Raw genomic sequence first — 16965 nt, forward strand, 5'->3', positions numbered from 1 at the left:
GCGGTCGGCTCTCGGCCATGTTCTCCCCGCTGGAAGGGTGGGCGTGGTGGTGCCGGGAGGGCAGGACCCCGACCGTGGGAGCCGCGGTCCGTCCTGGCCGGACCGCCGGACGAGCCGTTCGCGGTGCGCGCCCCGAAAGTACTCGTGACGGCCCGTTCCCCGCGCGGCGCGCGTTGCCCGGCGCGACGTCCGACCCGCGTGGCGGGATAGGCTGTCGGCATGTCGCACGACGCGGAGTTGGCCGCCCAGGTGGGAAACGTGAACTTCGACCAGCCCAACATCGCGCGGATGTACGACTACCACCTCGGCGGCTCCGCCAACTTCGCCATCGACCGGACCGTGGCCGAACAAGCGCTGCGGCTCGTGCCCACGGAGCGGGACTACTGCTGGGCCAACCGCGCGTTCCTGGGCCGCGCGGTGCGCACCCTCGTCACCGAGCACGGGATCGACCAGTTCCTCGACCTCGGCTCCGGCGTGCCGACGGTGGGAAACGTGCACGAGATCGCCCACCAGCACGACCCCCGCGCACGTGTGGCCTATGTGGACTGGGAACCCGTCGCCTGCCACCACGCCCGTCACCTGCTCGGCCCCGACGAGCACCGGGTGACGGTGACCGAGGCGGACGTGTGCGAACCCGAGACCGTGCTCGACTCCGCCGGAGTGGCGGGGCTGCTGGACTTCGCTCGCCCGGTAGCGGTACTGGCGTTCGGAATCCTGGACATCCTGCCCACCACCGACGGGGCGGGACTCGTCTCCCGGTACCGCGAGGCGTGCACATCGGGCAGTGCGCTGGCGCTGTCCAACAACGCCCAGCTCAGCCGGACCGACCAGGAGGTCGCGGCCCTGCGCTCCCTGTTGGCCGACACCTCCACGCCGAACCTGTACATGCGCGACAGTGAGGAAGTCGCCGCGCTGCTGCCCGGCTACACGCTGCTTCCCCCCGGCGTGGTACCCGCGTCGCTGTGGCGGCCCGACCAGCCCGTCACCGAGCAGGAGGCCCGGCGCGGCAACGTCTACGGCGCCGTCGGAATCCTGCCGTAGTGCCCGGGCCGGGCCCCGAATCCCCGCGCCGGAGCTACGGCGGTGGGAGTCGCGACTTCCACGAACAACGCCCCTGCGCGCCCAGCCGTTCGGATCGGATCCGGCCACGGAAGCGTCGATCCGTGCGATCATGGTGATCATGAGAGCCCGTGGGATCGTGGCACTGCTTCCCCTCGTCACAGTCGTGGCCATGACCGGCTGTGGCGCACGCCCGGCGCACCCCGGCGAGGGGACATCATCGCCGGCCACGACCACGGTCCGGCCGACTCCGACGACTGCCTCAGCGGCCGCGGACTGCCCCGAGACGGGGGTGCGTCTCACGACCGACTCGGTGGACGTGGCCATGGGACTGCGGGTGATGCGAGTCGAGCTGGCCAACTGCGGTGACCGGCCCTACGCACTGGACGGCTATCCACGCGTGCGCGTGCTGGACGAGGATCGGGAACCATTGGACGTCCGGGCCGAGCGGGGTTCGGCGGACATCGCCACTGTCGACGGTTTCGACGATCCCCCGGAGGCGATCACGCTGCGGCCGGGAGAGCACGCCGAGACCCTGCTGATGTGGCGCAACACCAATGCCAGTATGAACGCTCCGGTGGTCGGCGAGTACCTGCGGATCGCTCCGGCCCGAGGGCGGCCCTGGCAACCGGTGGTACCGGTCGGCCGGGAACGGGGATCGTCCCGGCAGGACCGCGACGCGATCACCATGAACCTCGGAAGCACCGCGAAGCTCGGTGTCCGCGCCTGGTACCGCTAGCGCCGGTCGGGCGAAGCGACCTCGCGAAGTCCGGCGTCGTCCCCGCTCGGGTTTCCCTCGCGGTCGAGACGCCGGAGCTCGCGGACTCCGTCGGCGAGCGTGCGATCGCCGAGCGCGTCGAGCACGGCCCGTTCCGCCTCCCTGGTCAGCTCGGCGAAATAGGCCTGCGTGTTCGCGGCGACCCGGCAGTCGTGCTCGTCACCGGAGCGGCAGTTCCAGAGCGGCTTGTCCCCCGACGAGCAGCGGTAGACCTCGGCGAGGGTGATCTCCTCCGGGGACCGCGCCAGCCGGGTCCCGCCCGTGCGCCCCTTGGAGCAGACCACGAGCTCGGCCCGCGCCAGCGGGAGGACCAGTTTGCGCACCAGGCTCGCGTTGGTGCCCATCCGCTCGGCGAGCTGTGCGGAGCTCAGCGTCGGGTTTCCCTCCTCCTCGGCGAGGGCGAGGATCAACATCGCCATGAGAGCGCTGGAGAAGCGGATGTCCAGCACGCTGGCAGCACCTCCCTCCGTCGGCCGAACCGGTGGCTGCCACCTGGTGTTCTCCCAGGCTAACAGGGCCGCCGTGGCCACCCGAACCCGAAAGTGTATTTTTAAAAAGAACATTTTGTTTTCGCGTGCCCCAGGAGGACGCCCACATGTCCGCTCGCGCAGCGCAGGCGCTGTCCCGACCGCTCACCCTCGGCTCTCTGGAACTGCCGAACCGGCTGGTCATGGCCCCGATGACCCGCGCCCAGTCCCCCGGCGGGGTTCCCGACGAGAACGTCGCCGCCTACTACGCCCGGCGTGCCGCCGCCGGTACCGGTCTGATCATCACCGAGGGCACCTACGTCGACCACCCCTCGGCCGGTGACCAGGAGAACGTGCCGCGCTTCCACGGTGAGCGGGCACTGGCGGGCTGGAGCGAGGTCGTCTCCGCCGTCCACGCGCACGACGCGAAGATCATGCCGCAGCTGTGGCATGTCGGCATCCAGCGACGGGCGGGCAAACCGCCGGTCCCCGAGGCCCCCTCGGTCGGCCCCTCCGGCATCGCGCTGGACGGGACCCCGGAAGCCGGCGAGGAACTCTCGCTGGCCGACGTCGAACGCCTCATCGAGGCCTTCGCCGAAGCCGCGCGGCAGGCAGAGCGCATCGGCTTCGACGGCGTGGAGCTCCACGGCGCGCACGGCTACCTGATCGACCAGTTCCTCTGGGGACGCACCAACCGGCGCACCGACGCCTACGGCGGTTCCCCGCTGGAGCGCACCAGATTCGCCGCCGACATCGTCACGGCGGTGCGCGAGCGGGTCTCGGCCGAGTTCCCCGTCGTGCTGCGGTTCTCGCAGTGGAAGGCCGACAACTACGACGCCAAACTCGCCGAGACCCCGGACGAGCTGCGGACGATGCTCGCCCCGCTGAGCGAGGCCGGGGTGGACGCCTTCCACGCTTCGGGGCGCCGCTACTGGGAACCCGAGTTCCCCGAGTCCGACCCGAACCTCAACATCGGCGGTTGGACCCGCAAGCTCACCGGCAAGCCGGTCATCACCGTGGGCTCGGTCGGCTTGGACGCGGTGTTCGACCCCGCCACCCTCGGCGACGGCGCGGGCACCAACGTGGCCAGCGTCGAAGGGCTCGCCGAACGTCTGGAGCGGGAGGAGTTCGACCTCGTCGCCGTCGGCCGCGCGCTGCTGGCCGACCCGGAGTGGAGCCGGAAGGTACTGAACGGCCGCGAGGGCGAACTCGTGCCGTTCACCCGCGAGGCGATCGCCACGCTGTACTGAGCGACGCGGGCCGGACGACCACCTCCGTCCGGCCCCGTCCTTCCGCCACGTCGTCATCCGGCCCCACCGAGCGGCGTCGTCACCCGTTCCCGCTCACCGCGGGCGCCGGGTGGGGCGCACGCGCGGTCCCAGCGCATGCGCGACCACGGCATCGTGAGCTCCGTGGTGCTGTCCACCGGACGCGGTGCGAGCTCGGCGATGTCCTCGGCCGCCTCGGCACGGGAGAACACCGCTTCGTTGTAGCGGTGCCCCGTGTCGGCCGCGATGAACAGCACCGGGCCGGACGCCCCCTCGTACCGTTCCCAGCGCGCGGCCAGATACGCCGCACCGCTGGACAGCCCCGCGAACACGGCGTGCCTACGGAGCAGGTCAGTGCTGCCCGAGAGCGCGGTGTCGAAGGAGATCCAGTGCAACGTGTCGTAGGCGGTGTGATCGACGTTGCCGAACGGGATGGAGCTGCCGATCCCGGCGATGATCATTTCACTGTCGGAGACGTGCTCGCTGCCGAAGGTGACGCTGCCGAACGGCTGAACCCCCACCAGGGTGACCGCCGTGTCGACGCCGCGCAGGTACTTCGCCAGCGCTCCCGTGGAAGCGCCGGACCCGACGCCGCCGACGATGGTGAGCGAGTCGCTGTCCAGTTCGGCGCGGATGCGATCCGCGATCGTGCGATACCCGAGGTAGTGAATGTCGTCGTGGTACTGCCGCATCCAGTGGTAGTCCGGATTCTCGTGCAGCAGCTGCCGCACCCGACGCACCCGCAGGCTCTGGTCGAGCTTGAGGTCCGCCGACGGTTCGACCCGCTCCAGGCGGCACCCCAGCAGGACGAGTTGGTTGTGCAGAGCGGAGTCGATCGTCGTCGAACCCACGATGTGGCAGCCGAGGCCGTACCTGTGGCAGGCCACCGCGAGCGCGTACGCGTAGATGCCGCTGGAGCTGTCCAACAGGGTGTCGCCGGGACGCACCCTTCCCCGTTCGAGTAATCGCTCGACCGCGGCCAGGGCGGACACGACCTTCATCGTCTCAAACCGAAGGCATACGAGTCCCCTTTCGAGGCGGATCAGGTCGGGGCGTGCGATCGCGTCCGCGATGTGTTCGTCCATGATCACCATCACCGTTCCGGGAACGAGAGCGAGTGCTGAACACTCGTGTGCTGGGAATGTCGTCGCGGGCCAGTTCGAGAAGACATGCCCGTATCCGGGCCCCCACTCCGGGGGAGCTCGGGTCGAAGATCAGCCCGGCGACATTGCCGCTGTGCGCGACCTGCAGACCGACCGCTCCGACCCGCTCGGCGATGTCCAGGAGCGAGTTCAGCTGGGTCTTGTCGAGGACACGCTGGTTGTTCCGGGCGCTCTCGGTACTGACCCGACCGAGCAGGGCGGTGTCCGAGCGGGCCACGGCTCGCCGCAGCAGTACGCGCAGCCGTTCGCCTGCCCGTACATCCGCCTCGCGAACGGGGGCGGCACCCAGCTTCAGGGTGTCGACGCCGGTCGCACCCTCGGTGAGGCATCCCACCACCAGTGCCGGGGGAAGCCGGGCACCGAGCTCTTCGAGGACTCTGCCCTGCCGTTGCGCGAACAGCAGGGGGCGGTCGCCGAACATCAGCGGGTCGCAGGCGTGTTCGGCCGACACGGCGATTCCCGAGGCGGTCTCCACGGACAGGTGCGTACCGTAGGCGTCCGCCACGGCGCGAATGGCGGCCAGGACGTCGGCGCTCGACGAGCCCATCCCGAGTCCGTCGGGAATCTCGCTGCTCAGGGACAGTTGTCCGCCGCACGGTGCCCGAGCCGTGATGTTTCCGCAGAGTTGGCAGGTCAGGGTGGCCGCTCGTCGCGCTTTGTCCCGGCCGTCCGGAGTGGTGGTGATGGCCTCGGGGGCGGTGTCCGGCTCGGGCACGAAGACGGCTCTGCTGCGGGGGCCGGGCAGGGGCAGCGTGACCAGGCCTCGGCAGCCGCGTCCCCGTTCGTCGAGGAAGGCTCCCTGCAGGATCTCACCGTGGTGGCAGCTGGACCGGCCCGTCCCGGTCCTCGGTGGAGCTTTCCGGTCGGTGGATGCGTTCATGAGGAGTGACCGGCCCGGTAGCGGTACAGAGTGGTCGGTCCCGAGTCGAACTGGGAGAACGGGAAAGGCTCGGCGGAAAGCGCGGTGACGCCGGAGCCGAGGAAGGCCCGTGCGACGGCGGCCCCCGACTGGGCGTAGATGGTCAGCGGCACGTCCCGCTGCCCGCAGTGCCGCAGTATCTCCTCGAAGGTCCCGTTGCCCAGAGTCATACCGGTGGCCACGACGGCCTCGGCGGGTTCGAGCACTTCGCTCATGACCGAGGTGACAGGCCCACCGTCCACGGTGGTGTCGAGGTTGTAGTCACAGGGCAGGCAGACGCACCCTCGCTCGTGCAGGGCCGCCACGAGCGGGGAGACGACGCCGATGAGCGCCACCCTGGTTCCCGGGGCGGCGTCGAGAAGCCCCGTGATCGCTTCGTCCCGTGCCCGGGCACGTTGCTCGGGAGTGCCCGACGGTAGTGCGACGGCTTCCGCGTCGGCCCGGTCGCGGTGGTGCTCGACCTCGGTGAGGTAGGCGTCGAGCGCGGCGACGCGCAGCGCGAGCGGTGCGTCGCGCATCAGAGCGTCGAGTCGGCTGCCCGAAGCCTCCGAGCAGACGTTCGTAGCGAGTTCGCCCGCCTCGAAGGCGCAGGCGCCGTAGGAGCGTCCGACTCGGACGAGGACGTACCGGCTGCGGGACGTGGTGTTCGATCCTGCCAGCCGGGTGCCGTGCTGGAGCCAGAACACGCTGGTGGCGACCAGTTCACTCGGATGTGGCCCCCTGGAGCCACCGAGCGCCTCGGCGAAGAGAGCGTCGAGCGTCGCTGTTTCGGTCATGCTGCTGCCTTTCCGGAGCGGTTGGCCGGGAGAGCGGAATCGTGGGCTAGCGCCCGATGGAACGCAGGTAGTCCGCGAGCCTCTCGGCGGCGGCGATATTGCGGGGGCCGCTGACGGCGGCTCCGTAGTCGATGACGTGGAACCGGTCGTTCCTGACCGCGGGGGTCCGCGCCAGCGGGGGGAACGACTTCAGGAACTCGATCTTGTCCTCGACGGGTTCGTCCCCGTAGTCGACGACGGTGATGACTTCCGGATCGGCCCGCACGACGGATTCCCAGCCGACCGTGGTCCAGCGCTTGGCGAGGTCGTGCAGGATGTTGCGACCTCCCGCCAGGGAGACGATGGAGTCGGGGGCCGCTTGGGCCCCGGATGTGAACGGTTTGTCGGTTCCGGAGTCGTAGATGAAGACCCGAGGTGGCGTGCCTTCCGGTTGTCGCTCGCGAAGATCCCGGGCACGCCGCTTCAGATCCGCGACCACCCGTTGGGCGCGCTCCTCGACGCGGAAGATCTTCCCGAGCTGGCGCAGATCGGTGTAGAGCGCTTCCAGTGGGGGGACGCGCACGAGGTCGGAGCCGTAGTTGAAGCAGCTCTCGGTGTGCTGGTAGCTGCGTATGCCCAGGGAGTCGAGCTTGCTCGGGGTGATCCCCCGGGACTGGCTGAAACCGGACTCCCAACCGGCCAGGACCCAGTCCGCTTTCGCGTCGAGGACGACCTCGAGGCTGAGCACGTCGGTGCTCAGCGTTTCGACGGAGCGGTAGTCCTCCCGCCACGGGGAACGTTTCACCGACGGGTCGGCGGTACTGGGCATGACGATGCCCCGCATGCGATCGGCCAGTCCGAGGGCGAACATCTTCTCGGTGCTGCTCATGTCATAGGCCACCGGGCGCCGTGGTTCGGGATATTCGATCGTCCGCCCGCAGTTTTCGATGGTGACCGTGCCGGACTCCCCGTTCGAGGCCGGCGTGATGTCGGCTCCGCAGGCGGTGGCGAGTAACGAGGTGGTCAGCAGGATCGGGACGGCCAGGCGTGATGCCATCGCGGGTACTCCTCCTTGTTCACAGCGGTGGTCAGATGTCGTAGTGCAACTGAGGGACGCCGGTGCGCGGGTGGTGAACGACCGAGGGGGTCACGCCGAACGCCTCGTTGATCACCTCGGGGGTGAGGACCTCGGCGGGTGGGCCCAGGTGCAGCACTGTTCCGCGGGCGAGCACGGCCAGCCGGTCGCACGTGGCCGCCGCGAGGTTGAGGTCGTGCATGGCGATCAGCACGGTGAGCGACTCCGCGCGTAGCTGGCGGAGCAGCTGGAGCTGGTGGTGTATGTCGAGGTGGTTGGTCGGTTCGTCGAGGACCAGCACACGGGGTCGCTGCGCGAAGGCGCGGGCGAGCACCACTCGCTGTCGCTCGCCACCGGACAACGACAGCACTCCCCGGTCGGCCAGGTGAGCGACGTCGGCACGCAGCATCGCCTCGTCGCGGACGGCGCGCTCCTCGGCGGTCATCGGCCGGTTCCCACGGTGGTGTGGAAAACGGCCGAGCTCGACGACTTCGGCGACGGTGAAGTCGAGGTCGTTGCCGCTTTCCTGGGGGACGGCGGCGATGGACCGCGCGGACGTACGCGGGTCGAGGACGGCGAGGTCGGTGCCGTCGAGCAGCACGGCTCCCCCGCTCGGTCGCAGCGCCCGGTAGACGCACCGCAACGCGGTGGACTTGCCGCTCCCGTTGGGCCCCACGAACCCGAGCACTTCCCCTTCCTCCGCTTTGACGTTCAGGTCGTGGACGAGCTCGGCCCCGGCGAGACGCACGGACACGGCATCGAAAGCGATCGACATTCACCGACCTCCGAACAGGTAGCCACGACGTCGCAGCAGCGTGATGAACACCGGAACTCCGATCAGAGCGGTGATCACGCCGAGGGGCAGCTCACGGGGTGCGAACAACGTCCGTGAGGCGAGATCGACCCAGACGAGGAAGATCGCGCCGATCAGCGGGGCGAGGGTCAGAACCCGGCGATGGTTCGCACCGACCAGCAGGCGCACGAGGTGCGGGATGACGAGACCGACGAAACCGACCGCGCCGCTGACCGCGACCAGGCAGCCGGTCACGATCGCCGTGAACAGGAAGAGTCTCTTGCGAACGGCGGTGGCGTCCATGCCCAGGCCCGCGGCGGTTTCGTCGCCGAGCGCCAGCACGTCGAGGGCACGGCAGTTCCGCAGGAGCAGCACCGTGGCGAGGGCGACCGTGGCAGCGGCCAACGGGAGGCTGGACCACGTGGCGCTGCCCAGGCTGCCCATCAGCCAGAACAGGACCGTGCGGGCGGAATCGCTGAAGGGGGCGAAGAACACGATCGCGCTCATCAACGCCTGGAATCCGTAGGCGAGGGCGACGCCCGTGAGCACGAGGCGAAGCGGGGTGAGCCCGGACTTGCCGCGTGCGGCGAGGTAAACGAGTGCCGAGGCCCCCAGCGCCCCCAGCAGCGCGGCGGTGGACAGCGCGTACACCCCGAGTCCGGCGAACAGCCCGAAGGAGACCACGGCGCTGGCGCCGACCGAGGCTCCGGACGAGACGCCGAGGATGAAGGGGTCGGCGAGCGCGTTGCGCACCGTGGCCTGTATCGCCACGCCGACGACACTGAGTCCCGCCCCCACCACCGCCGCGAGCAGCACTCGCGGGGTGCGTACCTGCCAGATGATCGCGTACCCGCTGGCCTCCCCCGCGTCGACGCTCCCACCGGTGATCGCTGCCACCAGGTAGCGCACGGTCTCGGGCAGCGGCACGGGGGTGGGGCCGAGAGCGATGCCGATCAGGATCGAACCCGCCAGAACCACCACCAACGGCAGAACCGCCGTGATCAGGCCTCTTTCCCTTCCGCTCACCGGGAGGGCCGACTGTGTCTCCGAAGTGGTCACTGTTCGCGCTCCGTGTTCGAAGCTCCGCGGTGGTCGGACGAAGGGGGTCGAGGACGGATGCCGCGGTCGCTTACGATGCATCGTAGAAAACGATAATCATTTTCGTCTACGGTTGATGTTCATTGGGAGAACCGTCACAGCGAGGACACGTCGCGCGGCCGCCGTGGTATCCGAAATGGTCGGTCAGGTTCGTTCTCCAGTGCGGCACCGCCGTGGACACGTGTGACGGGAGCAGATCCAGTGACATCCGCACCTACCGGACCAGAGGAAACCCCGCCGCGAAGGTCGCTGTTCCGCGAGCCGAGCTTCCTGCGGTTCTGGGCCGGAACGACCGCTTCCGGGCTCGCCACGTGGGCACTGCCCTTCGTGCTCGGCCTGGCCGTGCTCGACCGCACCATCGGCGCCGCGGCGCTGGGGGTGCTGCTCGCGACGCGGACAGCTGGCTTCCTGCTCGCCGTCCCTCTCGGCGGAGTACTGGCCGACCGCTACTCCAGCCGGAGGGTGGTGGCGCTGTCGGGAGTCACCGCCGCTGTAGCCACCGTGGTCCTCACGATCGGCTCGGGCACCTCGCAACCGTTGATGGCGGCGGCAGCCGCCGCGGTCGGAGCCGGACAGGGAGCCTGCAGGCCGGCGTTCCAGGCCCTGACCGCCGAGGTCGTCGACCCCGCCCGACGGCAACGGGCCAACGCGGCGCGCACCCTGTCGGTACGGGTGACCACACTGGTCGCGCCCGGTCTGACGGCACTGGCGGCCACCGCCGTCGACACCGACGCGCTGTTGCTGCTCACCGGGGTCCTCTGGTTGATGGCGGCCTGGCTTCCACCGGCCGGGCGAAAGAACACCGGTGCCCCCACGCGTGACGGCGGCATGCCGTTCGTCTCCGAGTTCACCGAGGGACTGCGCGAAGCACGCAGGCACCCCTGGTTCCTGGCCGGTCTGGCCGCGTTGGCCACCGTCATCACCACCGGCTATTCCGCCACCGGGGTCCTCCTACCGCTGATCAGCCGCGATCGCTACGACACCGAAGCGGTGCTGGCGGCCGCGCTGACCGCTTACACGGCGGGGGCGCTGCTCGGGGCGCTGCTCGTAGGACGGTGGCGGCCCCGTTCACAGGGCTTCTGGGCGCTGGCCGGGCTGGCCTGTTACGGCTTCGCCCCGCTCGGATTGCTACTGCCGCTTCCGGCCGCACTGCTGGTGGCGGGTTACGTGCTCGCTGGGATCGGGATCGAGCTGTTCAACGTCCCGTGGTTCACCGCGACCCAACGCGAGGTCGCCCCGGACAAGCTGGCTCGCGTGTCCGCCCTGGACTTCCTGGTCTCCTACGGACTGGCACCGTTGGGACTGGCGCTGATCGCGCCCGCCATGACGCTCGTCGGGAACTTCTGGGTGCTGGTGGTGTGCGCCGTGGCGTGCTTCGCGGCCCCCGCCCTGGCCGCTCTGGCCCCCGGAGCACGGCACTTCGCCCAGCCCACCAGGGTCGAGGAGGCGGCGGGGCGGACGCCGACCGTCCGGGAGGTGAGCTCGGCGAGAAGCCGGCCCGAGGGTACCGGGGAGTCGCACGAGGGGTGATCCCCTCCGCCGGTTCCGCACGACCAGCTCCCGCGCGGTGATCGGAGCCGGGGCCAGCGTTCGCCGCATGGCGAGTCCCACCGACCGGAATGACGGCCGGTCCGCCGACTCAGCTCGACAGGCCGACAGCGGTGGTGATCCACTACCCCTGTCCGCGCCGAACCGCTGAACACGGTCGGGCCACGAACAACCGACATCCGAACGGCGAGGGCTGAGCGGCGGAACCCTTCGAAAGGAGCGAGACGATACCGACGGGGTGGTCAGTTCGCGGAAGTGGTCGGCCGCGCCGCCCGCTTCCACGGCCAGGTGATCAACGCCCAGGCGGCGACGCCCCACCGCGAACTCCACGGCGAGGTACCACGGCCCCATGACATCCAGCAGTGACGGATTGTTCGGTTCGGCGTTGCGGAAGCCGTAGTTCGTGCCGGTGACGCTGTTGCCCCCGAACACGACCACACCTCAGGCGACCGTGACGAGGACGGTGGTCGCCAGAGCGCGCCGCCCGGAGTGGAGCCCCGGTCCTCAGGCCAGGTAGATGGCCGCCCACACCACGAGGGTGCGCTGGCCCCAGAAATCGACGAAGTCGGCGTGGGGAAACCCCGGCGCGTCCAGGGCAGGAGTGAGCATGGCCCGGGGATCGAGCGTGAGTCCCCAGTAGTGCGTCAGCGAGTGCGCCCACCACCGACGCGTCCACAACGCGCAGATGGCCACGATCCAGGCGAGGTCGGACAGGTGCGGCGGCGAGACTCCGATGTCCCACTGCGGGGGCAGCACCCGGTAGATCCGCATCGCGAGCGCGAACAGCCCCAGCGGCAGCGCGAACGTCCTGGTGAACAGCACCTCCGAGCGCGTTCCGCGCTGTCGGCGTCCGGCCCGGACGAGCAGCACCGCCCCTACTGCCGCCACCCCGAGGTCCCAGCGTGAGACGCCGTGGGGAATGGAGGTTTCCTGCGCCCACGACGGGTCCACACCGGAAGACCAGTAGAGGGGTCGTCCTCATCACCCGCCGAACCGCACCGCACGTACCGCGCCGGGCGATCGGCGCCGTTGTCTCCGATGCGAGCGGTTCCCCGGGACACCGCCGCACGGTCGCGGGCGGTCGTGGTCGGCCACTTGTGGCGGTCGCGGCCCCCTCCTAAACTGTTCCCACAAAGTGACAACAAGTGTCCACATTGCGAGAATAATGACGCGGCGGGTCGCCACTGCCCGAACCAGCGGCACCACCACGGCGCGGAGGAGAGAATCAACGGTGACGGCTTCCGAACAGGTCTACGGCCAGGGCTACGCCGAAAGCGTGGTGCGCTCGCATCGCCGGCGGACGGTGGACGATTCCGCGGCTTACCTGGCCGACCGGCTCCGGCCGGGACAGCACGTGCTCGACGTGGGCTGCGGCCCCGGAACGATCACCGTCGATCTCGCGGAACGGGTGGCGCCGGGCCGCGTGGTCGGGGTGGACCCCGGCGAGCCGGTGCTGGCACAAGCACGCGCCGCCGCCGCGACGGCCAGCGTCCACAACGTCGAGTTCCGGCGCGGCGACGTGTGGAACCTCGGCTTCGATGACGACACCTTCGACGTGGTGCACGCACACCAGGTGCTGCTGCACCTGACCGATCCGGTCGCGGCACTGCGGGAGATGCTTCGCGTCGTACGTCCGGAAGGAGTAGTCGCGGTCCGCGACACCGACTACGCCGGAGCGATCTGGTGGCCGGCCGACGAGAGACTGGACCGCTGGTTGGAGGTGTACCGGTCGGTGGCGCGGGCCAACGGCACCGAACCGGACGCCGGGCGACGACTGCTTTCCTGGGCTCACACCGCTGGGGCGGTCGGGGTGACGCCGAGCGCGTCGATCTGGTGCCACGCCACCCCAGAGGAGCGCGCGTGGTGGGGCGGGATGTGGGCGGACCGCATGCTGGGCTCGCGCATCACCGAACAAGCCGTGGCAGGCGGTCACGCCACCCGCGAGGAACTGTCCGCGATCTCGACGGCCTGGCGCGAGTGGGCGCGGCACCCCGACGGCTGGTTCGCCCTCCCGCACGGCGAGGTGCTCTGCCACACCCCCGCATGAGCGGCTCGACAAGAGCTCGAACATTCCCGGCGCTGAGCCCCACCCGTCACCACGTCCACCTCCACGACCGGCGCAGTACGGTGGCTCACCGTAGCGCGATGATCGCTCACTGTGGACAATACGGTCCCGGAGTGTGTCGAATCGCCCGAGAAGGGAGCCACCGTTGGAGACGGGAACCGGACAGCAACCACCACGGGTGGACGAGCGGACGCCCAACATCGCGCGGATGTACGACTACTTCCTCGGCGGATCGGCGCACTTCCACACCGACCGTGTCGCCGCGGAGGAGTTCCTGCGGGTCTACCCGGGCAACACGCTGTGGGCCCAGCACAACCGCTCGTTCCTCGGACGGGCGGTACGCGAGCTGTGCGAACTGGGCATCGACCAGTTCCTCGACCTGGGGTCGGGCATCCCCACCGTGGGCAACGTGCACGAGATCGCCCACCGGGTGAACCCCGACGCCAGGGTGGCCTACGTCGACATCGAGCCGGTCGCGGTCAGCCACGCGGAGTACATGCTGCGCGGGACCGAACTGGCGACCATCACCAGGGCCGACATACGCCTGCCCGAGCAGGTGCTGAACGCTCCCGGGGTCGCGGGACTGCTGGACTTCACCCGCCCCGTGGCGGTGCTGGCCGTGGCTATTCTGGACATCATCTCGGTCCGGGACCCCCACGGGATGCTGGCCACCTACCGCGACGCCTGCGCTCCCGGAAGCGCGCTGGCCATCACCAACGGCGCGCAGCTGGCCATGACCGATGCCGAACGAGCGGGCATCGACCAGGTCATGTCGGGTACCACCACCCCGCACGTGACGTTCCGCGATCCCGCAGAGATCCGGGAGCTGTTCGCGGGATACACCCTGCTGGACCCCGGAATCGTCCCCAGCGCCGCCTGGCGACCCGCCGAGCCCATCACCGACGAGGCGGCCCGGCGCTCCAACGGCTACGCCGCCGTGGGAATCCGCCCCAGCTGACCGGTGACGCACCGGCGGCAGCCCGTTCGCCGCGCTGGGCCCTCCGGAACGGTGCGGGAGAGCCCCCAACGGCCCAGGGGCCAGAGGGGCTCCGACAACCCTTCGGGAATGCCGCCGTCGGATTCGTCGTTTCCCAGCGGGCCACCGTGGAAACCCTGGTGGCCTGATGACGAGAGCACGACTCACGGCTGTCCCGTCGAGCGGCCGACGACGAGCGAAGATCCCGGAACGGGGAGTGTTGCGGCATGGCGAGAATCCTGTTCGTGATGACCGGCGCCGACCACTGGACGCTGGCAGACGGGACGCGGCATCCGACCGGATACTGGGCCGAGGAGTTCGCCGCCCCGTACCGGGTGTTCACCGGGGCGGGGCACCAGGTGGTCGTGGCCACTCCCGGCGGGGTCGTCCCAACGGTCGACCGCTCCAGCCTGGCCCCGGAGGCCAACGGCGGGCAGGAACGGGCCGACCAGGTCGCCGCGACCCTGGAGTCGGCCGAGGAGTTGCGGCGACCGTTGCGGCTGGAGGACGTACGGCCGGACGACTACGCGGCGGTGTTCTACCCCGGCGGTCACGGCCCCATGGAGGACCTGGCCGGCGACGCGGACTCCGCCCGGCTGCTGACCGAGATCCTGCGCTCGGGTAAGCCGCTGGGCGTGGTCTGCCACGCCCCGGCCGCCCTGCTGGCCACCCAGGACGGAAGCGGAACCAGCCCGTTCTCCGGATACCGGCTCACCGGGTTCACCAACGCTGAGGAGAAGCAGGCCGGTCTGGCCGACAAGGCGACGTGGCTGCTGCAGGACAGACTGTTGGCCCTCGGGGCCGAGTTCTCCGAGGGAGCCCCGTGGGAGCCCAACGTGGTGGTCGACCGCAATCTGCACACCGGTCAGAATCCGGCCTCCTCGGAACCGCTGGCCGAAAGGATGCTTCCCTCACTGAACTGAGCGGGCCCAGGAACAGTGCGGGGAATCGGGCCCTGGAAACGACGTGGGTCCGGAACGCCTCCGGCCGCGTCCTTGGTACGGAAAGGAGCGCCACGACGTGCGTGTCGTCATCGCGGGTGGACACGGGAAGATCGCGCTGCGGTTGACCGGTCTGCTCCACGAGCGGGGGACCGAAGTCCTCGGACTGGTCCGGAAACCGGAGCACGCCCCCGCCCTGGAAGCCGCGGGTGCCCACCCGATCGAGCTCGATCTGGAGCACAGCTCCCGCGCCGAGATCACGGAGGCCCTGCGGAGTTCCGAGGCGGTCGTGTTCGCCGCGGGCGCCGGTGCGGGCAGCGGAGTCGAACGGAAGTACACGGTGGACCGTGACGGTTCGGTGTCGTTGGCGGCGGCCGCCGAGGACGCGGGTGTGCCGCGTTTCCTGCAGATCTCGACGATGGGTGCCGGACGTTCGCCGGATCCGGATTCCGGAGAGGTCTGGAAGGCCTACATCGACGCCAAGACCAGCGCCGAGCAGGACCTTCGCTCCAGAGAGCTGGATTGGACCATCCTGCGCCCCGGGGCGTTGACCGACGCCCCGGGAAGCGGTCTGGTCGCCCTCTCCTCCCCGCCCGTTCCACGCGGCCGCGTGTCGCGTCAGGACGTGGCCGCCGTGCTCGCGGAACTGCTCGCCACCCACCGGGGAAGCGCTCGGACGCTCGAACTGACCGAGGGAGACACACCGGTTCCGGAAGCGGTCGCCGCCCTGTGAGCACCCGCAGCGGGTCGGTCGGTAGAGAGCAACGGGCTACCAAGCCGGCTGCGGGAACGCGACCGATTCGTAAGGAGTGGATGCGGCTCGCGGTATGGACGAGCGGCACCACTTCCACGTGGGGCTCCCGGCACCACCCGTGGAAGACACCGCGGGAAGTGGACGTTTCCGCCACCGACGCACTCACCAACGGAAGAGGCGGCAAAATCGACCGCCCCGCCGTGACGTTCCGCCCGAAACGTCACGCACTCGTCCTACCGCACCGAATCGGGACGGGGAGCACTGTCCGACGAGCCGTCCCGCTCGTGCTCCGGGAAGTCCCGGCGCACCTCCCCACCGGCGTTCACGCCAGCGTGGCCAACCACTCCTCGACGTTCGGGCCGAGGACCTTCGCCTCCGCCGGGGCTCGCAGCACACCCTGGGCCAACTCCGGCAGGTACGGCTCGGTGGCGTGCACCGGACGCCGGTCCTCCAGTGCTTCCAGCCGACGTCTGGCCAACTCCGGCAGACGGATGCTCTCCGGCCCGGTGACGAGCACACGCTGGTTTCCGGACCGATCCAGCACTTCCCGGACGAGCACGTCGGCGACGGTGTCGGCCGCGATCGGCTGCACGAGCCAGTCCTGCACCTCGACGCGGTCGTCGTAGAAGGTCACCGCGGCCGGGTTGGTGGCGAACTCGTGCCACTGCGTGGTCTTGACGATCGTGGCGTCGAGGTCGCTCTCAGCGACGATTTTCTCCTGCTCACGTTTGGCGAGGTAGTACTCGAACTGATCGAAGGCGGGGTCCTCGACCCCCGAGATGGACAGAAACACCAGGTGCGCCACCCGCTGCTCGGCGCAGGCGGCGACCACGTTGCGGGTGGCGGTGGTCAGCGCCTCGCCCCACGCCATCGAGTCGTCGGACGGGAAGGAGTTCGAGGCGTCCACGACGGTGTGCACGCCCTCCAGGGCCGCTGCCAGCCCGTCGCCGGAAACCAGATCCACCCCGTTCCCACGGGAGACCTCGACCACCTGCGTTCCCTCGGCTCGCAGCCGCTCCACGACTCGCGAACCCGCCGTGCCGGTGGCGCCCAGGACAGCTGTTCTCATCTTCTCGTCGATCCCCTTCTCCCGGTTTCGGACCCCGCTGGGAGCCCCTTGACTACCGCTTCCTCACTCGGACCACCGGAGGTGACCCCGGATCTCCACCTCGTGCCGCGCGGTGATGACGTCGACGAAGCGGACGTTCTCGGTGTCCACCACCGATAATCTAGACCTTATACATCCAGATTTTGCCCTCGCAACAGCCACAAAAAGTAAAAACAGATCACTAAAGGTAGCCTTATC

At 69.7% G+C, this 16965-nt stretch carries 17 protein-coding genes; 8 read left to right on the plus strand and 9 right to left on the minus strand.

What is annotated here, in order from left to right:
• Nucleotides 1-219 precede the first annotated feature (219 nt).
• Together BLQ75_RS06950 and BLQ75_RS06955 are read left to right on the plus strand one after the other, a co-directional pair.
• Nucleotides 220-1041 (plus strand): SAM-dependent methyltransferase, encoded by an 822-nt coding sequence (locus BLQ75_RS06950; protein WP_092599489.1) that lies wholly within the window; start codon nt 220-222, stop codon nt 1039-1041.
• Between the two features lie 139 nt (nt 1042-1180).
• Nucleotides 1181-1798 carry a DUF4232 domain-containing protein gene (locus BLQ75_RS06955; RefSeq protein WP_211481204.1) on the plus strand — a complete coding sequence of 206 codons (618 nt, stop codon included), beginning with the start codon at nt 1181-1183 and terminating at the stop codon, nt 1796-1798.
• On the opposite strand, the gene BLQ75_RS06960 is transcribed toward BLQ75_RS06955, so the two are convergent.
• Complete coding sequence (locus BLQ75_RS06960; protein WP_092599492.1) at nt 1795-2286, minus strand: RrF2 family transcriptional regulator; 492 nt, start codon at nt 2284-2286, stop codon at nt 1795-1797. The two genes, BLQ75_RS06955 and BLQ75_RS06960, sit on opposite strands and share 4 nt — an antisense overlap.
• Nucleotides 2287-2432: 146 nt before the next feature.
• Between BLQ75_RS06960 and BLQ75_RS06965 the strand changes: the two genes are divergently transcribed.
• Nucleotides 2433-3554, plus strand: coding sequence for an NADH:flavin oxidoreductase (locus BLQ75_RS06965; RefSeq protein WP_092599495.1), 1122 nt, complete (start codon nt 2433-2435; stop codon nt 3552-3554).
• 53 nt (nt 3555-3607) lie between these two features.
• Here the strand turns inward: BLQ75_RS06965 and BLQ75_RS06970 are convergent, their stop codons facing one another.
• From BLQ75_RS06970 to BLQ75_RS06995, 6 genes are read right to left on the minus strand one after another with little or no spacing between them, the layout of a single operon-like run.
• On the minus strand, nt 3608-4657 hold the full coding sequence (locus tag BLQ75_RS06970; RefSeq protein WP_092599498.1) for a pyridoxal-phosphate dependent enzyme: 1050 nt from the start codon (nt 4655-4657) through the stop codon (nt 3608-3610).
• On the minus strand, nt 4578-5615 hold the full coding sequence (locus BLQ75_RS06975) for a GHMP family kinase ATP-binding protein (RefSeq protein WP_092599501.1): 1038 nt from the start codon (nt 5613-5615) through the stop codon (nt 4578-4580). Before BLQ75_RS06975 ends, BLQ75_RS06970 begins: the two co-directional genes overlap by 80 nt.
• Nucleotides 5612-6430 (minus strand): Rossmann-like domain-containing protein, encoded by an 819-nt coding sequence (locus tag BLQ75_RS06980; RefSeq protein WP_092599504.1) that lies wholly within the window; start codon nt 6428-6430, stop codon nt 5612-5614. Before BLQ75_RS06980 ends, BLQ75_RS06975 begins: the two co-directional genes overlap by 4 nt.
• 46 nt (nt 6431-6476) lie before the next feature.
• Nucleotides 6477-7466 (minus strand): ABC transporter substrate-binding protein, encoded by a 990-nt coding sequence (locus BLQ75_RS06985; RefSeq protein WP_170837369.1) that lies wholly within the window; start codon nt 7464-7466, stop codon nt 6477-6479.
• A gap of 31 nt (nt 7467-7497) precedes the next feature.
• The gene (locus BLQ75_RS06990) at nt 7498-8259 is read right to left on the minus strand and encodes an ABC transporter ATP-binding protein (protein WP_092599507.1); all 762 of its coding nucleotides are present in this window, start codon (nt 8257-8259) and stop codon (nt 7498-7500) included.
• Nucleotides 8260-9336, minus strand: a complete 1077-nt coding sequence (locus tag BLQ75_RS06995; protein WP_244515292.1) for a FecCD family ABC transporter permease — start codon at nt 9334-9336, stop codon at nt 8260-8262.
• A gap of 240 nt (nt 9337-9576) precedes the next feature.
• Here BLQ75_RS06995 and BLQ75_RS07000 point away from each other — a divergent pair, with 240 nt between their 5' ends.
• Nucleotides 9577-10905, plus strand: a complete 1329-nt coding sequence (locus BLQ75_RS07000; protein ID WP_244515293.1) for an MFS transporter — start codon at nt 9577-9579, stop codon at nt 10903-10905.
• Between the two features lie 522 nt (nt 10906-11427).
• Here the strand turns inward: BLQ75_RS07000 and BLQ75_RS23805 are convergent.
• Nucleotides 11428-11874 carry a YwaF family protein gene (locus tag BLQ75_RS23805; RefSeq protein ID WP_211481205.1) on the minus strand — a complete coding sequence of 149 codons (447 nt, stop codon included), beginning with the start codon at nt 11872-11874 and terminating at the stop codon, nt 11428-11430.
• A gap of 280 nt (nt 11875-12154) precedes the next feature.
• On the opposite strand from BLQ75_RS23805, the gene BLQ75_RS07010 reads away from it, so the two are divergent.
• From BLQ75_RS07010 to BLQ75_RS07025, 4 genes are all read left to right on the plus strand, one after another.
• Nucleotides 12155-12970 (plus strand): methyltransferase domain-containing protein, encoded by an 816-nt coding sequence (locus tag BLQ75_RS07010; protein ID WP_211481206.1) that lies wholly within the window; start codon nt 12155-12157, stop codon nt 12968-12970.
• 163 nt (nt 12971-13133) lie between these two features.
• The gene (locus BLQ75_RS07015; RefSeq protein ID WP_244515294.1) at nt 13134-13946 is read left to right on the plus strand and encodes an SAM-dependent methyltransferase; all 813 of its coding nucleotides are present in this window, start codon (nt 13134-13136) and stop codon (nt 13944-13946) included.
• Between the two features lie 245 nt (nt 13947-14191).
• Nucleotides 14192-14887, plus strand: coding sequence for a type 1 glutamine amidotransferase domain-containing protein (locus tag BLQ75_RS07020; protein ID WP_092599516.1), 696 nt, complete (start codon nt 14192-14194; stop codon nt 14885-14887).
• A gap of 97 nt (nt 14888-14984) precedes the next feature.
• Complete coding sequence (locus BLQ75_RS07025; RefSeq protein ID WP_092599749.1) at nt 14985-15638, plus strand: NAD(P)H-binding protein; 654 nt, start codon at nt 14985-14987, stop codon at nt 15636-15638.
• 343 nt (nt 15639-15981) lie between these two features.
• Here the strand turns inward: BLQ75_RS07025 and BLQ75_RS07030 are convergent, their stop codons facing one another.
• Nucleotides 15982-16728 (minus strand): SDR family oxidoreductase, encoded by a 747-nt coding sequence (locus BLQ75_RS07030; RefSeq protein WP_092599519.1) that lies wholly within the window; start codon nt 16726-16728, stop codon nt 15982-15984.
• Between the last annotated feature and the right edge of the window lie 237 nt (nt 16729-16965).

It is taken from the genome of Actinopolyspora xinjiangensis (genome assembly GCF_900104475.1).
Classification (GTDB): domain Bacteria; phylum Actinomycetota; class Actinomycetes; order Mycobacteriales; family Pseudonocardiaceae; genus Actinopolyspora; species Actinopolyspora xinjiangensis.